Below are 21,292 nucleotides of genomic sequence, written 5' to 3'. Positions count from 1 at the left end.
AGTTTAAGATTTCAATAGTTCGGGTTTCATCCCATGATTCAGCAACGCCCAAATTCTTTCCCCTCTGCTCCCCTGCTCCTCTGCTCCCCTGCTTGCCTAAATGTATCAATCTGAAAGTGAAACGGTATTAGGTTAGGGAGTGTCAAATCAGCTTAAAAGGTTAACTCTGCTGAAATATACCAGCCAAACTCGCAACCATTATTAATAATTCATCTGGATCGAATGGTTTGGATAAGTACATTTGAAAACCCGTAAGCAGCGCTCGTCTTCGGTCTTCTTCCTTAGCATAAGCAGAAAGAGCGATCGCTGGGATTCTTCCACCTTTATCTACTGGTAATGCCCTAATTTGACGAATAAAGCTGTAACCATCTTCCTCTGGCATTCCCAGATCTGAAATCAGTATGTGTGGCATTCCCCGCTCTAGTGCTGACCATGCCTGGGCTACTGATGCTGCTTGAATTACTAAAGCACCACGTTGCTCCAAGATAAAACTAACAAGGTCGCGCCCATCAGCTTCATCATCAACTACTAATATTTGTAAACCGTTGAGTAAAACTTGATTCTTTGCTTTTGCAGACATTGATTCTGCACCATGAGAAACATTTGAATTATTCATCAAGGGCAAGCGCACGCTGAAGGTTGCTCCTTGGCCAAGCCCTGGGCTTTCGGCGCGTACTGTTCCATCATGCATTTCTACTAGATGGCGGACAATTGCTAGCCCCAAACCAAGCCCTCCATAAGTTCGAGTCGTACTTGAATCTGCTTGACGAAAGCGGTCAAATATGTATGATAATATGTCAGCCTGAATACCAATGCCCGTATCTTTGACCAATAGGAGCGCGTCTGAACCTGCGGCTTCTAGGCAAACTTCTACTCGTCCTCCCGATGGTGTGAACTTAACTGCATTAGTAAGTAGATTCCACACCACTTGTTGTAAACGGCTAGCATCCGCACAAACAGAACTGGCACTGCGATCGAGCATGGACTCGATAGTAATATCTTTAGCCTCAGCTTGCGGTCTTACAGTTTCAATGGCTTCTGTAATTACTGAGATTAGAGAAAGTGGGCGCTTCTCCAGTCGCAGTTGTCCCCGAATAATACGTGACACGTCCAGCAAATCATCTACTAATTTCGCTTGTGCCTTGGCATTGCGTTCAATAGTTTCTAAAGCACGAGCAGTCATAGCCGAGTCCAGTTTGCCTTGACTAAGCATCTTAACCCAGCCGAGCATTCCATTGAGGGGCGTGCGAATTTCATGAGAAAGCACTTGCAAGAATTCATCTTTCATACGGTTTGCTGCCTCAGCTTCAACCCGTGCCGCCTGCTCCCGTATTCGTTCGGCTCGTTGGGCTAAAGCATCTTTACGCAGTTGAGACAACTCCAAGTTTGCTCGTACCCGCGCCAGCAGTTCTCGTGCAGAAAAAGGTTTAATCAGGTAATCATCTGCACCCATTTCTAGTCCTTCGACACGAGACTCTTCACCTGCACGAGCAGACAGCAAAATAATGGGTATCTCTTTTGTAGCGGAATCGGCTCTTAACTCATGTAGCAACTGCAAGCCGTCCATTCCTGGCATCATGATATCGCTCAGTACTAAATCCGGTAGTTGTCTGCGGACTGCTGCTAAGGCGGCTACCCCATCTGTTACCGCTTCTACTTCATAATACGGCTGAAGTAGGTGTTTGAGATAATCGCGCATATCCGCGTTGTCATCAGCCAGGAGGATGCGGGCAGGGGAGGTGTGGGAGGTGTGGGAGGTGAGGGAGGTGTGGGAGGTGTGGGAGGTGTGGGAGGTGTGGGAAGATGGTGAAGAAATCTTTCCCCCCTCTCTCCCCACACTCCCCCATCCCCCCACACTTTCTTCCGGTAGCCAACGCCATGCTTCCTCAACAAAGGCTGCTGCTCCAAAAGCAGTTGAAGGCAAATTCTGACTTGCTCCAATACGCTCTGGGGGCAAATGAGCGGTACCAGTGGGCAGTACAACTACGAAAGAACTTCCTTGGTTTTCTTGGCTGGTGACACGAACCTCACCACCATGAAGTTGAACCAAATCCCGCACTAGGGATAGCCCTATACCAGAACCTTCGTAAGTCCGACCCCGCGATCCTTGGACGCGGTAAAAGCGATCGAACAAGTGTGGTAATTCTGCTGCGGGAATTCCTGTACCTGTATCTCGAATTTCCATTTCCACACGTTCCTCATACCACCGCAAGATAACAGTAATTTCTCCGACAAAGGTGAACTTGAAGGCATTGCTCAATAGATTCAAGACGATCTTTTCCCACATTTCGCGGTCTACGTAGATTGGTTGTGGTAACGGGGGACAATCTACCACCAGACGCAAACCCGCTTTTTCCATCGCTGAGCGAAAGACGCTGGCGAGTTCGCCGGTTAGCACAGCTAAGTCTGTTGGCTCGTAAACTGCTTGTATGCGGCTTGCTTCAATTCGGGAAAAATCTAATAAAGTGTTGACTAGCTTAAGTAAACGCAGACTGTTGCGGTGGACTAGCTGCAATTGCCCGCGTTCCTGTGTTGTCAACGACCCGTTTTCCCTACTTAAGACATCTTCCAAAGGCCCTAACATCAATGTCAAAGGTGTGCGGAATTCATGGGAAACATTGTTAAAAAATGTTGTCTTCGCTCGATCTAGTTCAGCTAGGGCTTGGGCTTTTTTGCGTTCTTCTTCATAAGCTCCAGCATTGCGGAGCGAAACCGAAACCTGTCCTGCTAACAGCTCGTAAAACGATTTATAGGCTTCATCTAGGGCGCGGCTAGGGCTGATGCCGGCAATCAGTACCCCAAGGGGCGCAGTAATATTTGATGAGGGGATGGGCAGTGCTAATGCGCGATCGACAATTTCGCCCCAAGGGCCACCAGCAATGGTAATATGACCTTTGAGATTTTCAACTAGAATTGTTTGACCTGCCATCACTTCTGCAAATGGCCATATACCGTTGAATTCTTGAATAAGGACGGTAGTTGGTGCAATGCGATCGCTTTCGTCCACACCCACGCTACCAAATAATCGTACTGTTTTACTATCTGATTCGCCCAAGTACATCAGCGCAAACGGCACATCTAGAGGATATTCGGCTATGGCAGACAGAATATCTTTACAAGTAGTGTCTATGCTGCGCGTATCACTAGCCTTTGCTGCCAAATCGCGTTGCAAGCGCAAACGACGTTCCCCTAATACCTGCTGGGTTACTTCGCTACACACGCAAAGCATACCTTTAATTACGCCTTCATCATCTTCCACAGCACTGTAAGACAGACTAAAGTGGGCTTCCTCGTTATAATCAGCCCGGTTCACTACCAGCATCTGGTCTTCTACCCAGTTGGGAATACCCGTTGTCATCACTTCGGTAATCATTGGTCCAATTACATCCCATGATTCTGACTGGGTTTTCCGGATGGAGTGACCCAACGCCAGAGGATGTTTCGCTCCAATTAGGCTAGTGTATGCGTCATTATAAATTTGGATTAAATCCTCTCCCCATAGCAAAATCATCGGATAGCGCGAACCTAACAAAGTACGTATCGTTGATTTCAAACTTTGCGGCCATGTTTCTATAGAGCCAACAGATGTGCTTGCCCAGTCAAAATTGCGTATGCGTTCCCTCATTTCACCAGAACCAGGAAACGGATCTAATTGCCTATCTTTTATTACGGATTGCTCTTGTGAAGTGGTTTCTTTTCCCAGCTTTGAGGTTGATATCTGTTGTTGAAGTAATCGCAATCCTTGGCGAACAACTTCACTTGAAGATTTATACTTTCCTGACCCTAAGAGCGAGGCTATAAAATCGTTAAAATCAGGAGTCAGTGATACGTTAAGCGTTGTACGTTGGCGATTCACGTCACTTTTCTCCTTACTTTTTCCTTACAGTAACAACAATTGTCAATAATATTTAAAAGTTATTATGGCACAAATTATCAGTCTGTTAAAGAAGTTGAAAAATAATACTCTAATTATTGGTTATTGTTAATAAATAAACTAGCTTATAGCTCGAAATATTGGTATTTTAGCGTTGCCTAGATACAAAGCGGCTTGTCCTTAGACATCTCACTAATTCATGCATCCATATTATTTACAAGTGATTTGCCGGACAATAATGACCATTTGTCATTGTTTTATAACAGATAAAATCTTTTTCCCAACAAGCTCATCCCCAAGAATGAAATAAAATCTTTGAAATTGTATATCTTTAGATAGTAGCAAGATTATTACCTGATATGTTTGCTAACCTCTCTAGTATCTTATGGTAGTCGGTAAAAACGTATATAAATATCAAAAGTATAAAAAATATGTTTTAGAGAATAGTCTGATTAGTAGATGTTGCTTTTTAGCAATAACTCTAAATTAAAAATATACTTTGTAACACTTGAGAACAAGGAGCTTTTTATGTTGCTTTTTGCCACTATAATTGCTAGCTATGCTGTTATATCTACGCTTTTCATTTCTCATATTGAATAAGCAATTGGAGCTAATAATTGTTTAGCGAAAACTCTGGCGATCGCCAAACTAGAAAGAATACCAATTCGCAATAGCCGCTGCATCAGGAACAAGCTAACCAAATAATAAAGTTAGATGCGGCAATAACTTTATAGTTTACATTTGTCGCTTAATTTTGGACAAGTTGTATAACGTTTGCTCGATCTAAAACCTAATTTGCCCATAGCGATAAAGTAGAATATTTTACGTGCTATAAATCAAATTGTTTATGCTAATTTTTAAGTAATTTTGTAAGAGTTTTTATTAGCTCCTCTGGTTCCACAGGTTTAGAAATATGCCACTGGAATCCTGCTGCTATTGCCTGCTTTTGATTAATCTCGCCAGCATAGGCAGTCAGGGCGATCGCTTTTATATTCCCTCCCTGTTCTGGTGGTAAATTTCTCACCTGCTTTACGAACATATAACCATCTATCTGCGGCATTCCAATATCACTTAACAAAACATCTGGTTGAAAATGTCCTAAAGTTTTCAACCCCTCAATTGCAGAATCCGCCATTACCACATTTGCACCTGACTGCTCTAGTACGAAAGCCACAAACTCGCGGCTGTCAGCATCATCATCTACTACTAAAATCTTGATACCACTTAAATCTAAAGTTTGCTCCGTCTGTTTAGCATCCTGATTAATTTGCCCTTGAGTCAGCATTAGTGGTAGTTTAACCGCAAAAGTTGCTCCTAATCCTTCTCCTGCGCTTTGTGCCTCAACAGTACCACCATGTAATTCGACTAAGCGGCGGACAATTGCTAGTCCTAATCCTAAACCACCAAATTTTCTGGTTATCGTACTATCAGCCTGACGGAAGTAATCAAATACATAGGGAAGAAACTGGGGAGGAATACCTTTGCCATTATCGCTAACCGTAATTTGAGCTAACCCCTCACACCGTTCCAGCCTAATTTCTACCTGCCCCCCTGACGGTGTAAATTTAATCGCATTCGTCAGCAAATTCCACACAACTTGCTGTAAGCGGCTAGCATCGCCAGCTATTTGCCCCACATTTGGTTGCAGCATAGTCTGTATTTTGATTAACTTAGCTTCCGCCGCCAGTCGTACTGTTTCCATTGCGTCTGTAATTGTCGAGGTCAAATCGACTGAAGTAACATTAAGATTCAGTTTGCCTTGGAGAATTCGAGATACATCCAACAAATCTTCAATTAATTGGGCTTGTAACTTGGCGTTACGCTCGATAGTTTTCAAAGCTTCAGTTGTTTTTGCCGAGTCTAACTTTTGGGACTGGAGTAACCGCGACCACCCCAAAATTGGGTTGAGGGGTGTACGCAACTCATGGGACAGAATCGCCAAAAATTCATCTTTGACTCGGTTGGCGGCTTCTGCGGCGTTTCTTGCCGTGCGTTCTGCTTCGTAGAGGCGGGTACGGACGATCGCCTGGGCACATTGTTGTGCCAGCGATAAAATAAACGCTTGTTGCTCCTCATCTAACTGTTGCGATTCGATGAAACCAAAGGACATACCTCCCACTGCTCGACCCTCAACCATTAAGGGAATCGAAATCCAGGCATCGAAGTTGTACTGCTTATACTGTTGAGCCAGGTGCGGATAGCGGATTGCTCGTGTTTGTGATGCTTCTGCCCAAATGGGTTTTCCAGTTCGCACCGCTTCTGCCAAAGGTACAGCCTCATTCAAGGAAAACCGCTGCCAATCCTTGATTTGGTCGGGTTCGCAGCCGACAGTTCGCAGTATTTCGAGTTCAGTATTAGTCTCGTTGAGTAGCGCAATCATGGCAAAGTTAGCACCCAGAGCCGCAATTCCTCGATCTACAATTACATCCGCCACTTGCAGCAAAGTTAGCGATTCCGAAAAAGCAGCCGTGACGGACTGAAGCAGAGTAATGCGATCTGCCGAGCGCATGGCGGCTTGTTGCGACTGCTGTGCTTCTAAGTAGAGGCGGGCATTATCAATGGCGATCGCAGCTCGATGAGCGATGTCTTCTGCCAAGGTGAGATCCGCCTGACTATAACGGCGATCGTCTTGGTCTGTGATAAAGGAAATTGCGCCTAAAATCTGTCCGCGGGCAATTAATGGTGAAATAATGCCAGACTTCAACCCTAACTCCCGTAAGATTCGCAGATGTTCGGCGTCTTGAGCTGCCATCACCAATGCAGCATCTGGAATTTCAGCCGCCATCTCGGCTTTACCAGTCCGCAGCACTCTCCCCACTCCCTGGGGCGCGTCGATTTGTCTGGGATATTGCCGATGAATTTCCCAGCCCAATTCTACTTTTGTAGGATCGCGGTGAGCAACAGCAACCCGATGAATAAATTGATTGTCTTGTAATAGGTCGATGGCACACCAATCTGCAAAGAACGGCACCACCAGATTCGCAACGCTAGCTAGAGTCAATTCATAATCCAATGAAGATGCCAGCGCCGTGCTGATTTCTGCCAGAAATGCGGATTTTTGTTGGTCGGCTTCTGCTTCTTTACGTGCAGTTTGTTCTTGGACTTGCTGCTGCATCAATTGGGCGCGTTCCGCTTCTGCTTGTTTGCGTTCGCTAATGTCTTTGTTGATACAAATTAAAAAGATGGGATTCCCAACTTTGTCAGACACGGTTTTGGCTGTTGTCTCGATGGGTACTGCCGAGCCATCTTTTCGCACGCAAAGAATTTCTCCATAAAACTCTCCTGTTGCCTGAATAGACTCAATGATTTTAGCCATCATTGCAGTTTTCATGTCTGAGCGATAGAGAAAGTTCATCGGTTTGGCGATCGCTTCTTTTGCTGTATAGCCAAAGATTTGCTCGGCATTGCCCAACCAACGTTGAATCTTACCTGCCAAATCCGTCAAAAATACGGCATCGGGCATTTGTTGTAAGGCAACATCTGAAATTTGTAGCTCAGCTTCGGCGAGTTTGCGTTCGGTAATGTCATGCATCACCACCACTGCCCCCTGTTTTTTGCCCTGGGTATCCCAAATTGCTTGGCCGCTGGCAAGCAGCGTCTTCGCTTTTCCTTGTTTGGGGGCGATCGCCATTTCAACATTTTCCAACGTCTCCCCCTGTAACGCTCGAAATAGCGGAATCTCATTTTTAGACATCCGCGTACCATCAGGCAAATACAGATCGTAGTACTGTGCCCATTCTTCAGGCGGTAATGGTTGCTCCGGCAAGCCATGAAATTCTCGTGCTGCTCGATTAAATAAAGTCAAAATCCCTTGAGCATTACAAGCTACAATTCCTGCCTGGACATTATCAAGCAGCACTCTGAGTAACTCCTGTTCTTTTTCCAAGGCTGCTTCGGCTTGCTGCCGTTCTGCAATTTCCAAATAAAGTAATTCGTTTACTTGGGATAATTCAGCCGTTCGTTGTTCGACTAAGCGCTGCAACTCATATTGTGCTTGCTGTCGCTCCACTTCCGTGGCGATGCGTAGGGCAAATATAGTTAATAGAGATTCTACAAGCTGAACATTTGTCAAAGCCTTGCCATCCATCACGCCCAGTAGACCCAGGGGCAGACCTGTAGTGTCAAAAAATGGAACCGCTACGTAGCTTTCCACGTTTAGAGGTTCTAAAAGCGGCGCATTGGGAAACAAGGCTCGGACTCGATGGGGATAGCAGCACAATTTTCGTTGCTGGAGTACTTCCTGGCAGGGGGTATCATCCAGCAGGTATGTAAAGTTATCGATAATCTGCCCCTTGGCGCAGGCGGCGATCGTCCGAATTGCTTGTTGATTATCTCCGTCCACCAGACCAATGTACGTGTAATCAACCTCCAGCACTTTGCTCATATACTGCACCAAAGCAAAGAAAAATGCTTCACCCGTAACGGCAGAAACGCCTCCACTTATTTCTAGCAACGCTGCATCGATTCGATCGATTTTACGGGCTGCCAGTCGCAGTTCTAGTTCATCCATCACCATTGCAGCAAGATCCGCCAGCATAGCTTTTTGCTCATTTGTTAAGGCATCGCGCGGTTGTGTATCCAACAAACAAATAGTGCCTAAGTTGAAACCATCTTGAGTCAGCAATGGCGCACCAGCATAAAAGCGCAAACCTAGTTCATTGTGGACAAATGGATTAGATGCGAGGCGATTGTCTTCTTTAGTGTCAGAAATAACCAGTACCTCGTTAGATAACAGTACCAAGCTGCAAATACTTGCATCTCGCTGCACCTCACGCATATCTAAGCCATAGGAAGATTTAAACCAGCCTCTGGATTCATCAACTAGGGAAACTAGGGCGATTGGCACGTTAAATAAACGCGCTGCCAAGGAAGTGATGCGATCGAAAGCAGCTTCCGGTGGAGTGTCGAGAATCTTATATCGTCGCAGCGCCTCTAAGCGTTCTACTTCATTTGCAGGTAAAGAGGCGGTTGTTGCAATGGATTTCGAGGGAGTTTCACTCATGAACTTTGAGACAATGGTCAAGTAGAAAGCTAGAAATGCAACGGCAATGACATTGCGTTATTTAAGGATGCCTAACCAAGCCAACCTTAGCAGAGGTTAACGAAGTTATAACTTTAATTAGGTATTCTGGCTCTATAGTTTTGGGGATCTACCATTGTAAAGCAGCCACTAAAGCCTGTTACTGGTTTATTTGGTTCTGCTGCCCAAAATGAAAACCTCAAGTTCGGCGATCGCAAGAATTTTTAGAACAAGCGATCGCAGAAGAACTTGATATGCTTGTAGTAAATGATATTCATAATTATTCCACTGAGTTAAAAAGCGCCACAACTCTCACAACGTAATTATGTCAACTATCCAAACAACTGTAATTCTTGCGATGACGGCTGACGGGAAAATTAGTCCTGTAGATTCTAAAGCACCTCGTAATTCCTATCCAGTAGACGGAGAACACTTGGAATATCAAGTTTCATTAGCCGATTTAGTATTAATGGGAGCGGGGACGGCTCGAAACGAGGGAGTAGCTTTTACAATTGAAAATCCCGAATTATTGGCAGCACGTCAGTTCCGAGGTCAGCCTCCCCAACCAATTACCTGCGTTGTCACAGCTTCACTTAATCTATCGCCAGATATGGATTTTTTTCGCCAGGACATTGAGCGTTGGATATTTACCACACGGACTGCTATAGAGCGCAGTTCTGATGCAACAACCCTACACAAGCTTGCTCAATTAATAGAAGTGGGCGATACAGACTTGGATTGGGATAAAGCCTATGAATTAATAGCACAGCGCGGTATACGGAAAATATTTGCTTTGGGAGGTGGCTCTTTAACAGCTTCTTTAGTGCAAGCAGGGCGAGTTGATGATTGGTGGTTGACCATTTTGCCCGTCATCTATGGAGGAAAAAGTGCACCTACTCCTGTAGAGGGCGAGGGTTTTCTTCCGAGTGCTGCGCCTAAACTAGAACTCATTGAAACTCGTCGAGTTGGAAGTGAGTTATTCTTGCACTACCGCACACTGAAGTGAAAAATTGTGCTGGAGATTTATTTTATATCCATCAATAATTAATCCTTCTCTACGAGACGCTGCGCGTACCCCTACAATACGAGCAAGCTACGCCTTCGGCAAGCCGCAAAGCGTCTACGATAAATTCAGGACTTACGCACTAGCCTTAAACCCCGATCCCCCCTAAAAAGGGCTACGGTGTACGCACATCTGTGGAACAAAGCCAAAATCGTCGTAGCTCCCCCTAAATCCCCTTAAAAAAGGGGGACTTTGAGAGTTTTTTGCCCCCCTTTTTAAGGCTACGGTGTATACACAACTGATTTAATCACCCCAAATCCTGTTTTGTAGTTATCGCGCCAGCGTAACGCACCGCCAGAAATTTGCGGTGGTTAGGACTATCGTCCATAACGCACCCTACTGGACTCAAATCTTTTGTAGTAATGGTTTTTTTAACTTGTGTATACACCGTAGCTTTTTAAGGGGGGTTGGGGGGATCAAAAGCCTGCAGCACAACTTTAGAAGACTTGTGTATACACCGTAGCCTTAAAAAGGGGGGAAGTCTAAAGCCCCCTTAAAAAGGGGGTTGGGGGATCTGAGTGTGTAATACCGTTTCTTTGCGAAGCTGCGCCAAACTCTTTCAAACTCTTACCTTGGCGCTCTTGGCGTACTTGGCGGTTCGTTAAAAAAATTAAATGCATCTTCATACAGAATTGGTATAAGTCCTAAAATTAAGCTTTTTGGTCATTTTTGCGTAAGTGCTGTTGCTAGTAAAAGCGCCCCCCTTTTGAGGGAGCGCTTTTAATTTTATTTAATTTTCAGTTGACTTGGTTAGCAATTAACCGTTGATGTCAGGAGCGGTTAGAGCAACAGGAGCAACATCAGCAGCAGCCAAATCTAAGGGGAAGTTGTGAGCGTTACGCTCGTGCATTACTTCCATACCCAGGTTAGCGCGGTTGATGATGTCAGCCCAGGTATTGATTACACGACCTTGAGAGTCGATGATGGATTGGTTGAAGTTGAAACCATTGAGGTTGAACGCCATTGTGCTTACACCCAAGGCGGTGAACCAGATGCCGATTACAGGCCATGCAGCTAAGAAGAAGTGCAAGGAACGGCTGTTGTTGAAGGAAGCGTATTGGAAGATCAAGCGACCGAAGTAACCGTGAGCAGCAACAATGTTGTAGGTTTCTTCTTCTTGACCGAACTTGTAACCGTAGTTTTGAGATTCGCTTTCGGTTGTTTCACGAACCAAGGAAGAAGTTACCAAGGAACCGTGCATTGCGGAGAATAAGCTTCCGCCGAATACACCAGCCACACCTAACATGTGGAAGGGGTGCATCAGGATGTTGTGCTCTGCTTGGAACACAATCATGAAGTTGAAGGTTCCGGAGATTCCCAAGGGCATACCGTCAGAGAAGGAACCTTGTCCGATGGGGTAAATCAAGAATACTGCGGTTGCTGCTGCTACTGGCGCAGAGAACGCTAGGCAGATCCAAGGACGCATTCCCAAGCGGTAAGATAGTTCCCACTCACGACCTAAGTAGCAGAATACGCCTATTAGGAAGTGGAAAATTACCAATTGGTAAGGGCCGCCGTTGTACAGCCATTCATCTAAGGATGCTGCTTCCCAAATTGGGTAGAAGTGCAAACCAATTGCGTTAGAAGAAGGTACTACTGCACCGGAGATGATGTTGTTTCCGTAGAGTAAGGAACCTGCTACTGGCTCGCGGATACCATCGATGTCTACTGGTGGTGCTGCGATGAAGGCGATTACGAAGCAGGCGGTGGCGGCTAGCAGGGTGGGGATCATTAGGACGCCGAACCAGCCGATGTAGAGGCGGTTGTTGGTGCTGGTGATCCAGTTTGCAAACCGCTCCCATACGTTGGCGCTTTCGCGACGTTGAATGGTTGCTGTCATTGTTTTATAAGTGCGGTTGATAATTTATGATTTCAGTAAGTAAACTCACTTACCTATACTTAGTACTCTAAACTCAAAATTAAGATTTGTAAAGATAGTTTAAATAACTATTAATTATGAAACTGATTTATTTAAAAGATGAATTGCATTCGCAAGTGCAATTCATCCGGTTTTATCAACCAGGCGGCCAATCGAACTGTCGTCCTCCCAGGATATGTAAATGAAGATGGGAGACTGTTTGCCCGCCATCATCACCAGTATTGATGACAACTCGATAACCATTTTTCAGTCCAGCTTCTTCGGCAACCCGTTTAGCAGTCAATAAAAGGTGCCCCAACAGTGCATGATGCTGAGATTCAGCATCAGCTAGTGTGGCAATAGGTTTTTTGGGAATCACAAGGATGTGAGTAGGCGCTTGGGGGTGGATGTCTTTAAATGCCAACGCCAAATCATCCTCGTAAACAATATCAGCGGGAATTTCTCGACGAATAATTTTACTGAAAATCGTTTCTGTATTTTCACTCATGGCAATATACCGACTCATCTGCTAAAGATTTTAAAGGTTTAGCGTCATATAATAAATGCTTACAAGAGTCTAAACTCAAGCAATTTTGAGCATCATTTGACCACAACAATTGTCAATTCGCAGCACCCGCAAACCTGGAACCAAGCTACACAATTTGCAATTAAAAACAATAAATCTCCTAATTCTCCTAATTTTTTAATTGATAATTAAGGGGTATAAGCCCCACTGATTTTATAGAATCAGTGGTCTTTCTTTAATCAGTGCTGGGTTCAAGCGCTCCCTAATTATAATTGTGAATTGCATAGTTTACTTATCGCCAAAGGCGAGTATTATTAATTGCGAATTGTATTGACGATAGGTTATTCTATTTATGTATTGACGATAAATTATTTTATTTAATAGAAGAATTAACAAAAGATAATACTCATTCATGTGATAAAGTCTTTCATAGCTCCAATTACTCTTACCCCAAATTACAGATATTTATTTTGATATCTTGTCGAGTCTACAGCCATCCCAAATAGGTCACGAACAAAAGTTATGATAACCAACCGCAAAGGAGAGGCAGCGACGGGTACGTAGGGGGTCTCCACGCCAGTTGCTTGGCTGTCGGCAGAGCCGCAAGGGCGCACTGGCTCCCCATGAGCGACTGCCGTCGCTAAGTACACAAAGGAAGATAAGAAAGAAGGTGTTCGCAAACAGTTTAGTATCGCTATAGATGAAATTTTGATAAGTGGAAAGTTAGATATTGCGTAGATTAATATTTTGGAGATAAATATGTATGAAACAATCAAAATATTATTTTTTCTTGTTTGCAGTTATTACAATTAGTATCTTTGCCCGTTTCTTTTCATTGCAAAATCAAAGTCTTTGGTTTGATGAAGGCTGGAGCCTAGCTTTATCTGATGCTACAAGTTTGCAAGAAAACTTTCATAAAATTGTCAATCGAGAAGCTGGTGATAAATACCAACCACTTTATTACTTAATATTATTCTATTGGCGTTCGTTTTTTGGTGAGAGTGAATTTGCGATTAGATCGCTCTCAGCTTTGTTGGGAGTAGGTTCAGTCATTATTGTATACTTTACTTGCCTAAATATTTATGGCAAAAAACATGCATTTTGGTCTTCCCTTATCTTAGCAGTGAGTTCTTTTAGCGTATTCTATAGCCAAGATGCTAGACCCTACTCATTATTAATATTCATAGCTTCGCTTCAGATATATTTCTTTAGCAATTCTCTCAAAGATGATAAAAATAACAAGATTATTTCACAAGTGTTTTTTGGGATTTTTACTGCTATAGGAACTTTTGGCAGTGTCTTAACAATGATGTTTACATCAGCTTTTTATATATCTCATGCTATCGTTTATAGAAACTTCAAAGAATGGCTCAGATGGTTGATACCTTCAGTAATTTTTTCCTTACCAATGATTTGGTTTTATTTGTCTTCGCCTGCTGCATCAGATCCAACAGCTACAGCAGTAACTCGTACTGGGTTGCCCATAATTCAGAATATTATGTTTGTGATCTACGGCATATTAGTCGGCACATCCTATGGCCCCCCATTAGAAGAATTACGCGGTGATAATAAAATAGACATTTTACTTAGTTACTGGCCTCATTTCCTAATATTTTTTATTATCATTACTGTAATTATTATAGCTTTGGTGAAGAGTTTTTTAAGGCAGTCAAAGAAAAGAAGTTATCAACGTGCTGACTATTTCTTTACATTGATTTTGACTTCATCATTTTTACTAAATTTGCTATTTGCTATTTTTACTAAAATTAATTGGTTGCCGCGTCATTCTTTTTATCTATGTATTCCACTTTTTATTTTGATACCATCAGCCTTTTTGCATAATTACCAAGCTCAAAACGAAGAAGGTCAAAGTCAAATAGATATACTATCTAAATTTGCCAAAATAGCTACTATTTGTCTGGTAATTATGAATGTTTATTCCAACTTTAATTACTATTTAGATCCAATATATGGAAAAGATGACTATCGCTCGGCAGTTCACTATTTAATAAAAAATCGAGATGCATCTGCAAAATCTGTATTACTCTTAGGACAGATTAGATTATTCAAATATTATGGAGATTCATCGACTTTATATATACCGCCATATATTCTCAAAACAGTAAAAGGAAAAAATTTAGGAGAAAAAATTAATACAGCTACCAATAATACAAATACAGTATTTTTGATAATTAATCGCGAGTTTTACTGGGAATTAAAAGATAAGTTTAAAACGCAAATGAGCGAGTTATATACTTTAGAAAATGAGGAAAGTTTCCGGTATGTTAAGATATATCGATTTAGGAGTAATAAATAATTTTAAATCTTAAATTTGCAGATACTGATGTAACTATTTTGGGAGAATAAGGAGTGTAGGTGAAGGATAAAAATGTCTAAATTTGGCTTGTGATGGCAATTTGCTGTAACTAATAAAGTTGGGAATGCTTGAAATTAATTGGGAATTAAAAACTACATACAGCAGATTGCGAGTTGGTGAGGTACAGATCGTAGTAGGGGCCTTACAGCTGTAAAGCCCCTACCCGTGTACTTCATTTACCTGAAAAACGCTGTAAAAGATAACTCGATCGCAAAAAAATTAAGATTTTGAAACTGAGGTGACAAAAACATTCACAGGCAAACCCCCAATTATCATTGCACATCGAGGCGCTAGCGGCTATCGTCCAGAACATACTCTAGCGGCTTATGAATTAGCGATCGCACTAGGGGCTGATTATATTGAACCAGATTTAGTTTCTACAAAAGACGGTGTTTTAATTGCTCGTCACGAAAATGAAATTTCTGAAACTACTGATGTTGCCAGACATACAGAATTTGCTGGCCGTAAAACCACCAAAATAATTGATGGAGAACCAAAAACAGGTTGGTTTACTGAAGACTTTACTCTTGCAGAGTTGAAAACATTACGAGCTAAAGAGCGAATTCCTCAACTGCGTCCACAAAATATTTTTTATGATGGATTATTTGAAATTCCCACATTTCAAGAAATCATCGATTTAGTGAAAAAGAAAAGCGCCGAAATTAATCGTCAGATCGGAATTTATCCAGAAACTAAGCACCCAAGTTATTTTAAATCTATTGGATTGCCCCTAGAAAAACCCTTATTAACAACTTTAAGTGCAAACGGTTATCGAGGAGCTAATGCACCTGTTTTCATTCAGTCTTTTGAAGTGAGTAATTTGCAAGATTTATCTACAAAAACTGATTTGCCTTTGGTGCAATTGGTGAATAATAGTGGTAAACCTTATGATTTTATAGTTAGTGGCAATGGTAGTACCTATACAGATTTAATAACGACTTCAGGTTTAGAAGAAATTGCTAAATATGCACAGGCGATCGGAATTCATAAAAACCTCTTAGTTTCCAGAGACAGCACTGGTAAATTGCTCTCACCAACATCTTTAATTATCAATGCTCATGCATCTGGTTTGCTCGTTCATGCCTGGACTTTCCGCAATGAAGACCACTTTTTACCATTGGATTTCCAAGGAAACCCCCAAGGAGAATACGATCTATTTTTCAAATTAGGTATTGATGGGGTATTTAGCGACTATCCAGATACTGCTTATGCTCTGAATCAAAACCTTGGGTTTGAGTCTTCTTCTCACTCTCCACTCCCGCCTTTTGATTCCTAAAAAGCGATCGCACTGGTCACAATTGCGAGAAACTAAAAGCAGATCTGTTAGGAAAGGAGAGCCTAATGAGCTGGACTAAAGTTCTTGCTGCCGAAGCACTATCGCCAGGTGCGCGACAAGTGGTAAAAGTTGGCAACCGAAAAATCCTACTTTTAAATCATGAAAATCAGCTTTATGCCGTAGATGGCATCTGCCCCCACTTAAAATTGCCGCTGAAAAGCGCAAAAATCACTGAAGATAATGCGATTGTTTGTTCTTTCCATCGCAGTAGTTTTGATCTAAGTACTGGGGAGGTAAAACAATGGTGTCCCTGGCCACCTGGTGTAGGTAAAGTATTCTCTTTGATTTCCCAGGAAAAAACATTGCCAGTTTTTCCAATTCGCGTGGAAGAAGGTAGTATCTGGATTGATGTCCAGGAAGAATAAGTAGATGGGAGATGGGGAAGTGTGGGAGGTGTGGGAGGAAAGATTTCTTCCCTATCCTCCCACACCTCCCACACTTCCTGCTTGCCCTATGCCCCATACTCAATTTACTCTCGCCGTTGTTGATAATCTTCGGAAGACTTGGGATCTAACTCCCAACGGCGCTCGTCGCGTTCCTCTAAAATATCGTTGGTACGCAGAAAAGAGAAATCGTCCATTTCCAGACCTACTGCTGCTTCTATATCTTCAGTGACACTTTGATCGGGAGTTGCAACACTACCGCCGACAGCTTCATCTCCAACTGCATCTGCATCCTGCCAATAAGCATCAACATCCCCGCCAGTAAGTTCCGGGCTAGTTTCTGTGTACTCGCTTCTTTCATCTCGCAGCGATCGCCCACCAATATTGTATCCTGGCAAGTCTTTCACACCAGTACCGTAAGATTCAGTAATTTCTTGCGGCAAATCATCAGTTTTTATTTCGTCATTGTGATTTTTTTTTGCCATATTACTAGTTATTTTCTGCACTCTTACAATAACGTTTTATCGCCAAAAATTTGTCTTACTAAAGATGTATAGCTTTAGTCGTAAAATAATCTATCCCCTTAGTACGAAGCTAAACTAGCGATCGCGGCGTAAATTGGAAATATCAATTCATGGTCAAGCAACTTGTAGTTGAAGTTTTTAGTTATGAGTTAGGAGTTATAAAACCGAAATTATTCGACCGTCAACTTCTCGCTCGTAACTATTTTTTATTACTCAAAAAATAGAATTTAATTTACCCATTTTGATGTTGTTAACTACCTGAATGCTAAACAATAATACACTCAATTATTTTGCACGGCGGAGGTAGCAAAGTGGAATACAACGAGTTTATTACGCACGTACAAACCTTGGCTCAATCAGATTCTCGCGAAGAAGCAGAACGCGCTACCCGTGCCACATTAGAAACTCTTAAAGAACGCATAGCTAGTGATGAGGCAGAAGAATTAGCTGCAAACCTCCCTCAACCACTAGGCGATTATTTGCGAGGGCAAAAACTAAATGGCGATCGTTCTTTCAACTTGCAAGAATTTATTGTCCGTGCGAGCCAAAAAGAAAATATAGAACCAACTACGACTGCGATTCATGTCCGGGCTGTATTTGCAGTGTTGCAAAACGCTATCAATCCACAAACATTTGCTGCTCTTCATGCCTATTTGTCTCATGATTATGAAGAATTGTTTGCTACTTCACCAACAGGCGAAGTACCTGCATAGCGGACAATTTAAACAAACATTATAAGGGAGAAATCCTAGTTGTTTAATTGTTCTTTTCAATGAAAATGCTAGCTAGTTAAATACTAGAAAGAAACAGGTGATACCATACTATGGCTCAGAATAACAATCATTTTGGTAATAAAAAAGTTGCTATCCTCATTGAACAAGCGGTAGAGGATGTAGAATTTATAGTTCCTTATAATGGTCTAAAACAAGCGGGAATGGAGGTAGTAGTCCTTGGTTCCCGGATGAATGAAAAATATAAGGGTAAACGCGGTAAATTAAGCATCCAAGCTGATGGTACAACAACAGAAGCGATCGCAGCCGAATTCGATGCAGTAGTAATTCCAGGCGGTATGGCTCCCGACAGAATGCGGCGCAACCCCAATACAGTACGCTTCGTACAAGAAGCTGTACAACAAGGAAAATTAGTTGCTGCGGTTTGCCACGGACCACAAGTTTTGATTGAAGGCGACTTAATTAAAGGTAAAAAACTTACTGGCTTTAGTGCTATTAGCAAAGACATCACTAATGCAGGTGCAAATTATTTAGATGAACCTTTAATAGTAGATGGGAATTTAATTACATCTCGCGAACCTGGAGACTTGGCAATTTTCACCACAGCCATTTTGAGTCGGTTGGGTTATGGTGGCAAAGATGTTGCACTACCAAATGAAAAAGATACAACTGCCCAATGGTGGAAACTAGCCGATGCCTGGAGTGGCTCGACAAAAACTGAAATCGGCAGAGGTTTAAATACTGCCCTTGCAGGAGAACGTTATTCGCTGGAAGCTTTAGAAAAATACGCAGAAAAAGAATCTGATGCTGAAATAAAATCAGTTTTCCAAGATATAATTGGCAACAAACAACGCCATATTCAAAAATTAGAAACCTATCTTCAAGCATTAGGTGAAAAGCCTTCTTTAGGGGCAAATATCGCTAATCAGTATGCCAAAGTTAAAAGCGCCCTAACAGGAAGTGACGACATCTATCAATTACGTTCTGCTTTGGGAGATGTGCAAACGGGTATTGGTGATATTGGCAATTTGTGTGCAATGTACACTGACCCAGTAGCAACCGCTATTTTTAAACAAATTTACCAGGATTTATTGAAATACGAACAGCGATTACTAGAGTTGTATCGAGCGCGAACAGCTTCTCAAATTCAGCCTCCCAAACCAACTACCGGCGCTGCTGTATCGATGTAAATAATCATTAGTAGAGAAGCACCGCTGTGCTTCCCTATAAAACAGACTTTCTTCAAATCTCTTTTCTCGGAATAATCTGGAAATGCAGATATAGGGGCTTTTGCCTCTTCAAAGAAAGACAACTAGATCCAAATCGTTCTCAAATATTGAATGGCAAATATTCATTCAATTTTGTGAATTTTACCCGCTACATAAATGTAATGAGGATTTTTATGAATCGACTGATCTCTTCGCTAAAAAATATTCGTATCCGTCAGATCATTGTGGTCTTTCTGGTAGGATTTATGTTTTTGCTCGGTCAAGCTTTTAGCTACGGTAATATAGCACAAGCTGATGTTATCACTCCAGAAGGCACTTATTATAAAGGTGTACCAGAGGGTCAAGGTGACATTAGAAACGATAATCAAATCCGAAACAGCCAGAACAAGAAAAAAAATGCTGTTGATAATGTCCGCCAAAAGTTAAACTTGGATGAAGAAACTCCACGAGCTACAAAAGAGTTTTTTGATTCTACAAAAAACAAAGCCGCAGACAAAACTAGCCGCTCGCAGAGAGATACACAAGGCTATTACCAATATTCTCCTAACACACCAGTCAGAGACGCAGACTAGAATTTTAGCAAGTCTTCAGTCTAATTTTCGACTCACATATCAATACTGATTTGATTGTGTGAAAAAAGCATCTACACCTTAGGTAAGGGCAGAGTAGGCAATAGACAATTTTATATTGTCTATTGCCTACTTAATAGATTCACAAATCAGATAGAGACACCATAGATTATTGAAGGGAAAAAATATGCCTGATAAAACCGTTACAAAAATAGACTCTGCTTATTCTCCTAAAGGTCAACTAGGTCAAAAATATCTGGCATCTGGCAAAAGTATTTCCATGCGTTTGTGGGAGAATGAGCAACCAAATGAACCTAAAGAGCCAACTGCACGGGAATATGAAACTGTTGGTTATGTAATCAATGGTCGTGCAGAATTACACATTGAAGGACAAAATATTTTACTAGAGCCGGGGAGTTCTTGGGTAGTACCAAAAGGAGCTAGCCACACATATAAAATTCTAGAACCATTCACTGCTGTTGAAGCAACAAGCCCCCCCGCTCAAGTTCACGGGCGGGATGAAAATTAGAAATCGAAAATCAAACTTTAGATAAACAGGCGCTGCTGAATTGTTGTAGAAATCCAAATTTCGATACATTACAATCGCAACTCTCTACAATGATTTTGATACATTAAATTAATAACGCCACTAAGCACAGATAATTTTTTATCTGTGTTTTTTATATGTATCTATAGTTTTAAATTTACTGAAATTCTGTCACATTTTTATCAGACTAGAGGCTGATGAATATCGAGCATTTACTTAGTTTCCTAGAGAAAGACAGGCAACACAAATATTGGATAAAAGTTCGGCAATAATTTGATTTTGTGTTTCTACTATCTGCAATTAAAAAGGAATCTAAATGTTTTATCACACCAAGAAACTACAGTACTTTAAGCCACCAGAAAAACCAGATGCAGTCTACGCAATGAAAATTCAAGAACTCATTGGCGGAACTTTTGGTGAAATGACTGTGATGATGCAGTACCTGTTTCAGGGCTGGAATTGTCGAGGGCCTGCCAAGTACCGGGATATGCTGCTAGATGTTGGTACTGAGGAAATCGGCCACATTGAGATGCTGGCTACAATGATTGCCCATCTTTTAGACAAAGCGCCGCTGACAATGCAAGAAGAAAGTGTAAAAGATGCGGTTGTGGGTGCAGTGATGGGTGGTAGTAATCCACGAGATGCGATTATGGCTGCGGCTATGAACCCCCAACATGCTATTGTCTCTGGTTTGGGTGCTACACCATCTGATAGCGTTGGCTATCCTTGGAACGGTCGCTTTATTGTTTCCAGTGGTAACCTGTTGGCAGACTTTCGCTCTAATCTCCACGCAGAAAGTCAAGGGCGTTTGCAGGCAATACGACTATATGAAATGACCAACGATCCTGGTGTGAAAGATACCTTGAGCTTTATGATCGCCCGCGATACGATGCATCAAAACCTGTGGTTAGCAGCTATTGAAGATTTAGAAAGTTCTGGACTGGAAAAGACTCCAGTTCCTAGTTCCTTCCCATTAGACTTGGAGAAACGCGAGTTTTCTTATCAGTTCTGGAATCATTCTGAAGGAACCGAAAGCGCCGAAGGTCGCTGGGCGAAAGGCCCATCGATAGATGGCAAAGGTGAATTCCAATATGTGGCAAATCCCCAACCACTGGGGCCAGAACCACAACCACCCCAGCCTGACCTCCGACTACATGGTACGCCAAACGTTGGACAGACACAGGGCAATGGTTCTGGCGCACCTTCTGTAACTGAACGCAAAACTATTGGCGGCTAATTTTGGCAGGGGAATTTA

General features: G+C 42.3%; 15 protein-coding genes. 9 read left to right on the top strand and 6 right to left on the bottom strand.

Features of this window, described 5'->3' with window-relative positions; genetic code table 11:
* Window positions 1-160: 160 nt before the first annotated feature.
* From NSTC745_RS13430 to NSTC745_RS13420, 3 genes are all read right to left on the bottom strand, one after another.
* Window positions 161-3,856, bottom strand: coding sequence for an ATP-binding protein (locus NSTC745_RS13430; RefSeq protein ID WP_445637579.1), 3,696 nt, complete (start codon window positions 3,854-3,856; stop codon window positions 161-163).
* Between the two features lie 868 nt (window positions 3,857-4,724).
* Window positions 4,725-8,876, bottom strand: a complete 4,152-nt coding sequence (locus NSTC745_RS13425) for a GAF domain-containing protein (RefSeq protein ID WP_445637578.1) — start codon at window positions 8,874-8,876, stop codon at window positions 4,725-4,727.
* Between the two features lie 186 nt (window positions 8,877-9,062).
* Window positions 9,063-9,203: a hypothetical protein gene (locus tag NSTC745_RS13420; RefSeq protein ID WP_445637577.1), complete on the bottom strand. Its 141-nt coding sequence runs from the start codon at window positions 9,201-9,203 to the stop codon at window positions 9,063-9,065.
* Window positions 9,204-9,219: 16 nt separating this feature from the next.
* Here NSTC745_RS13420 and NSTC745_RS13415 point away from each other — a divergent pair, with 16 nt between their 5' ends.
* Window positions 9,220-9,900, top strand: a complete 681-nt coding sequence (locus NSTC745_RS13415) for a RibD family protein (RefSeq protein ID WP_096534769.1) — start codon at window positions 9,220-9,222, stop codon at window positions 9,898-9,900.
* Between the two features lie 814 nt (window positions 9,901-10,714).
* On the opposite strand, the gene psbA is transcribed toward NSTC745_RS13415, so the two are convergent.
* Together psbA and NSTC745_RS13405 are read right to left on the bottom strand one after the other, a co-directional pair.
* A complete protein-coding gene (gene psbA / locus NSTC745_RS13410; protein ID WP_445637576.1) occupies window positions 10,715-11,797 on the bottom strand; it encodes a photosystem II q(b) protein in 1,083 nt (360 codons plus the stop codon).
* Window positions 11,798-11,972: 175 nt separating this feature from the next.
* Window positions 11,973-12,323, bottom strand: coding sequence for a histidine triad nucleotide-binding protein (locus NSTC745_RS13405; protein WP_445638597.1), 351 nt, complete (start codon window positions 12,321-12,323; stop codon window positions 11,973-11,975).
* Between the two features lie 781 nt (window positions 12,324-13,104).
* On the opposite strand from NSTC745_RS13405, the gene NSTC745_RS13400 reads away from it, so the two are divergent.
* The 3 genes from NSTC745_RS13400 to NSTC745_RS13390 all read left to right on the top strand — a co-directional run bounded on the left by NSTC745_RS13400 (window position 13,105) and on the right by NSTC745_RS13390 (window position 16,419).
* On the top strand, window positions 13,105-14,658 hold the full coding sequence (locus NSTC745_RS13400; protein ID WP_445637575.1) for a glycosyltransferase family 39 protein: 1,554 nt from the start codon (window positions 13,105-13,107) through the stop codon (window positions 14,656-14,658).
* 298 nt (window positions 14,659-14,956) lie between these two features.
* The gene (locus NSTC745_RS13395; protein ID WP_445637574.1) at window positions 14,957-15,994 is read left to right on the top strand and encodes a glycerophosphodiester phosphodiesterase; all 1,038 of its coding nucleotides are present in this window, start codon (window positions 14,957-14,959) and stop codon (window positions 15,992-15,994) included.
* A gap of 65 nt (window positions 15,995-16,059) precedes the next feature.
* On the top strand, window positions 16,060-16,419 hold the full coding sequence (locus NSTC745_RS13390; protein ID WP_445637573.1) for a Rieske (2Fe-2S) protein: 360 nt from the start codon (window positions 16,060-16,062) through the stop codon (window positions 16,417-16,419).
* A 104-nt stretch (window positions 16,420-16,523) separates the two neighbouring features.
* Here NSTC745_RS13390 and NSTC745_RS13385 read toward each other — a convergent pair whose 3' ends face one another.
* Window positions 16,524-16,922 (bottom strand): DUF6335 family protein, encoded by a 399-nt coding sequence (locus NSTC745_RS13385; RefSeq protein WP_445637572.1) that lies wholly within the window; start codon window positions 16,920-16,922, stop codon window positions 16,524-16,526.
* A 350-nt stretch (window positions 16,923-17,272) separates the two neighbouring features.
* Here NSTC745_RS13385 and NSTC745_RS13380 point away from each other — a divergent pair, with 350 nt between their 5' ends.
* The 5 genes from NSTC745_RS13380 (at window position 17,273) to NSTC745_RS13360 (ending at window position 21,274) form a co-directional block, all read left to right on the top strand.
* Entirely contained in the window at window positions 17,273-17,674 is a 402-nt protein-coding gene (locus NSTC745_RS13380; protein WP_445637571.1) for a DUF2267 domain-containing protein, read from the top strand.
* Window positions 17,675-17,784: 110 nt separating this feature from the next.
* Window positions 17,785-18,882: a DJ-1/PfpI/YhbO family deglycase/protease gene (locus NSTC745_RS13375; RefSeq protein ID WP_445637570.1), complete on the top strand. Its 1,098-nt coding sequence runs from the start codon at window positions 17,785-17,787 to the stop codon at window positions 18,880-18,882.
* A 212-nt stretch (window positions 18,883-19,094) separates the two neighbouring features.
* The gene (locus NSTC745_RS13370; RefSeq protein ID WP_445637569.1) at window positions 19,095-19,493 is read left to right on the top strand and encodes a hypothetical protein; all 399 of its coding nucleotides are present in this window, start codon (window positions 19,095-19,097) and stop codon (window positions 19,491-19,493) included.
* 184 nt (window positions 19,494-19,677) lie between these two features.
* Window positions 19,678-20,019: a cupin domain-containing protein gene (locus NSTC745_RS13365; RefSeq protein WP_445637568.1), complete on the top strand. Its 342-nt coding sequence runs from the start codon at window positions 19,678-19,680 to the stop codon at window positions 20,017-20,019.
* A 334-nt stretch (window positions 20,020-20,353) separates the two neighbouring features.
* Window positions 20,354-21,274 carry a manganese catalase family protein gene (locus NSTC745_RS13360; RefSeq protein WP_445637567.1) on the top strand — a complete coding sequence of 307 codons (921 nt, stop codon included), beginning with the start codon at window positions 20,354-20,356 and terminating at the stop codon, window positions 21,272-21,274.
* The last annotated feature ends 18 nt before the right edge of the window (window positions 21,275-21,292 follow it).

It is taken from the genome of Nostoc sp. DSM 114161 (assembly GCF_052692665.1).
Note: the sequence above shows the minus strand (reverse complement) of the source record. Positions and strands in the feature narration are given on the sequence as shown.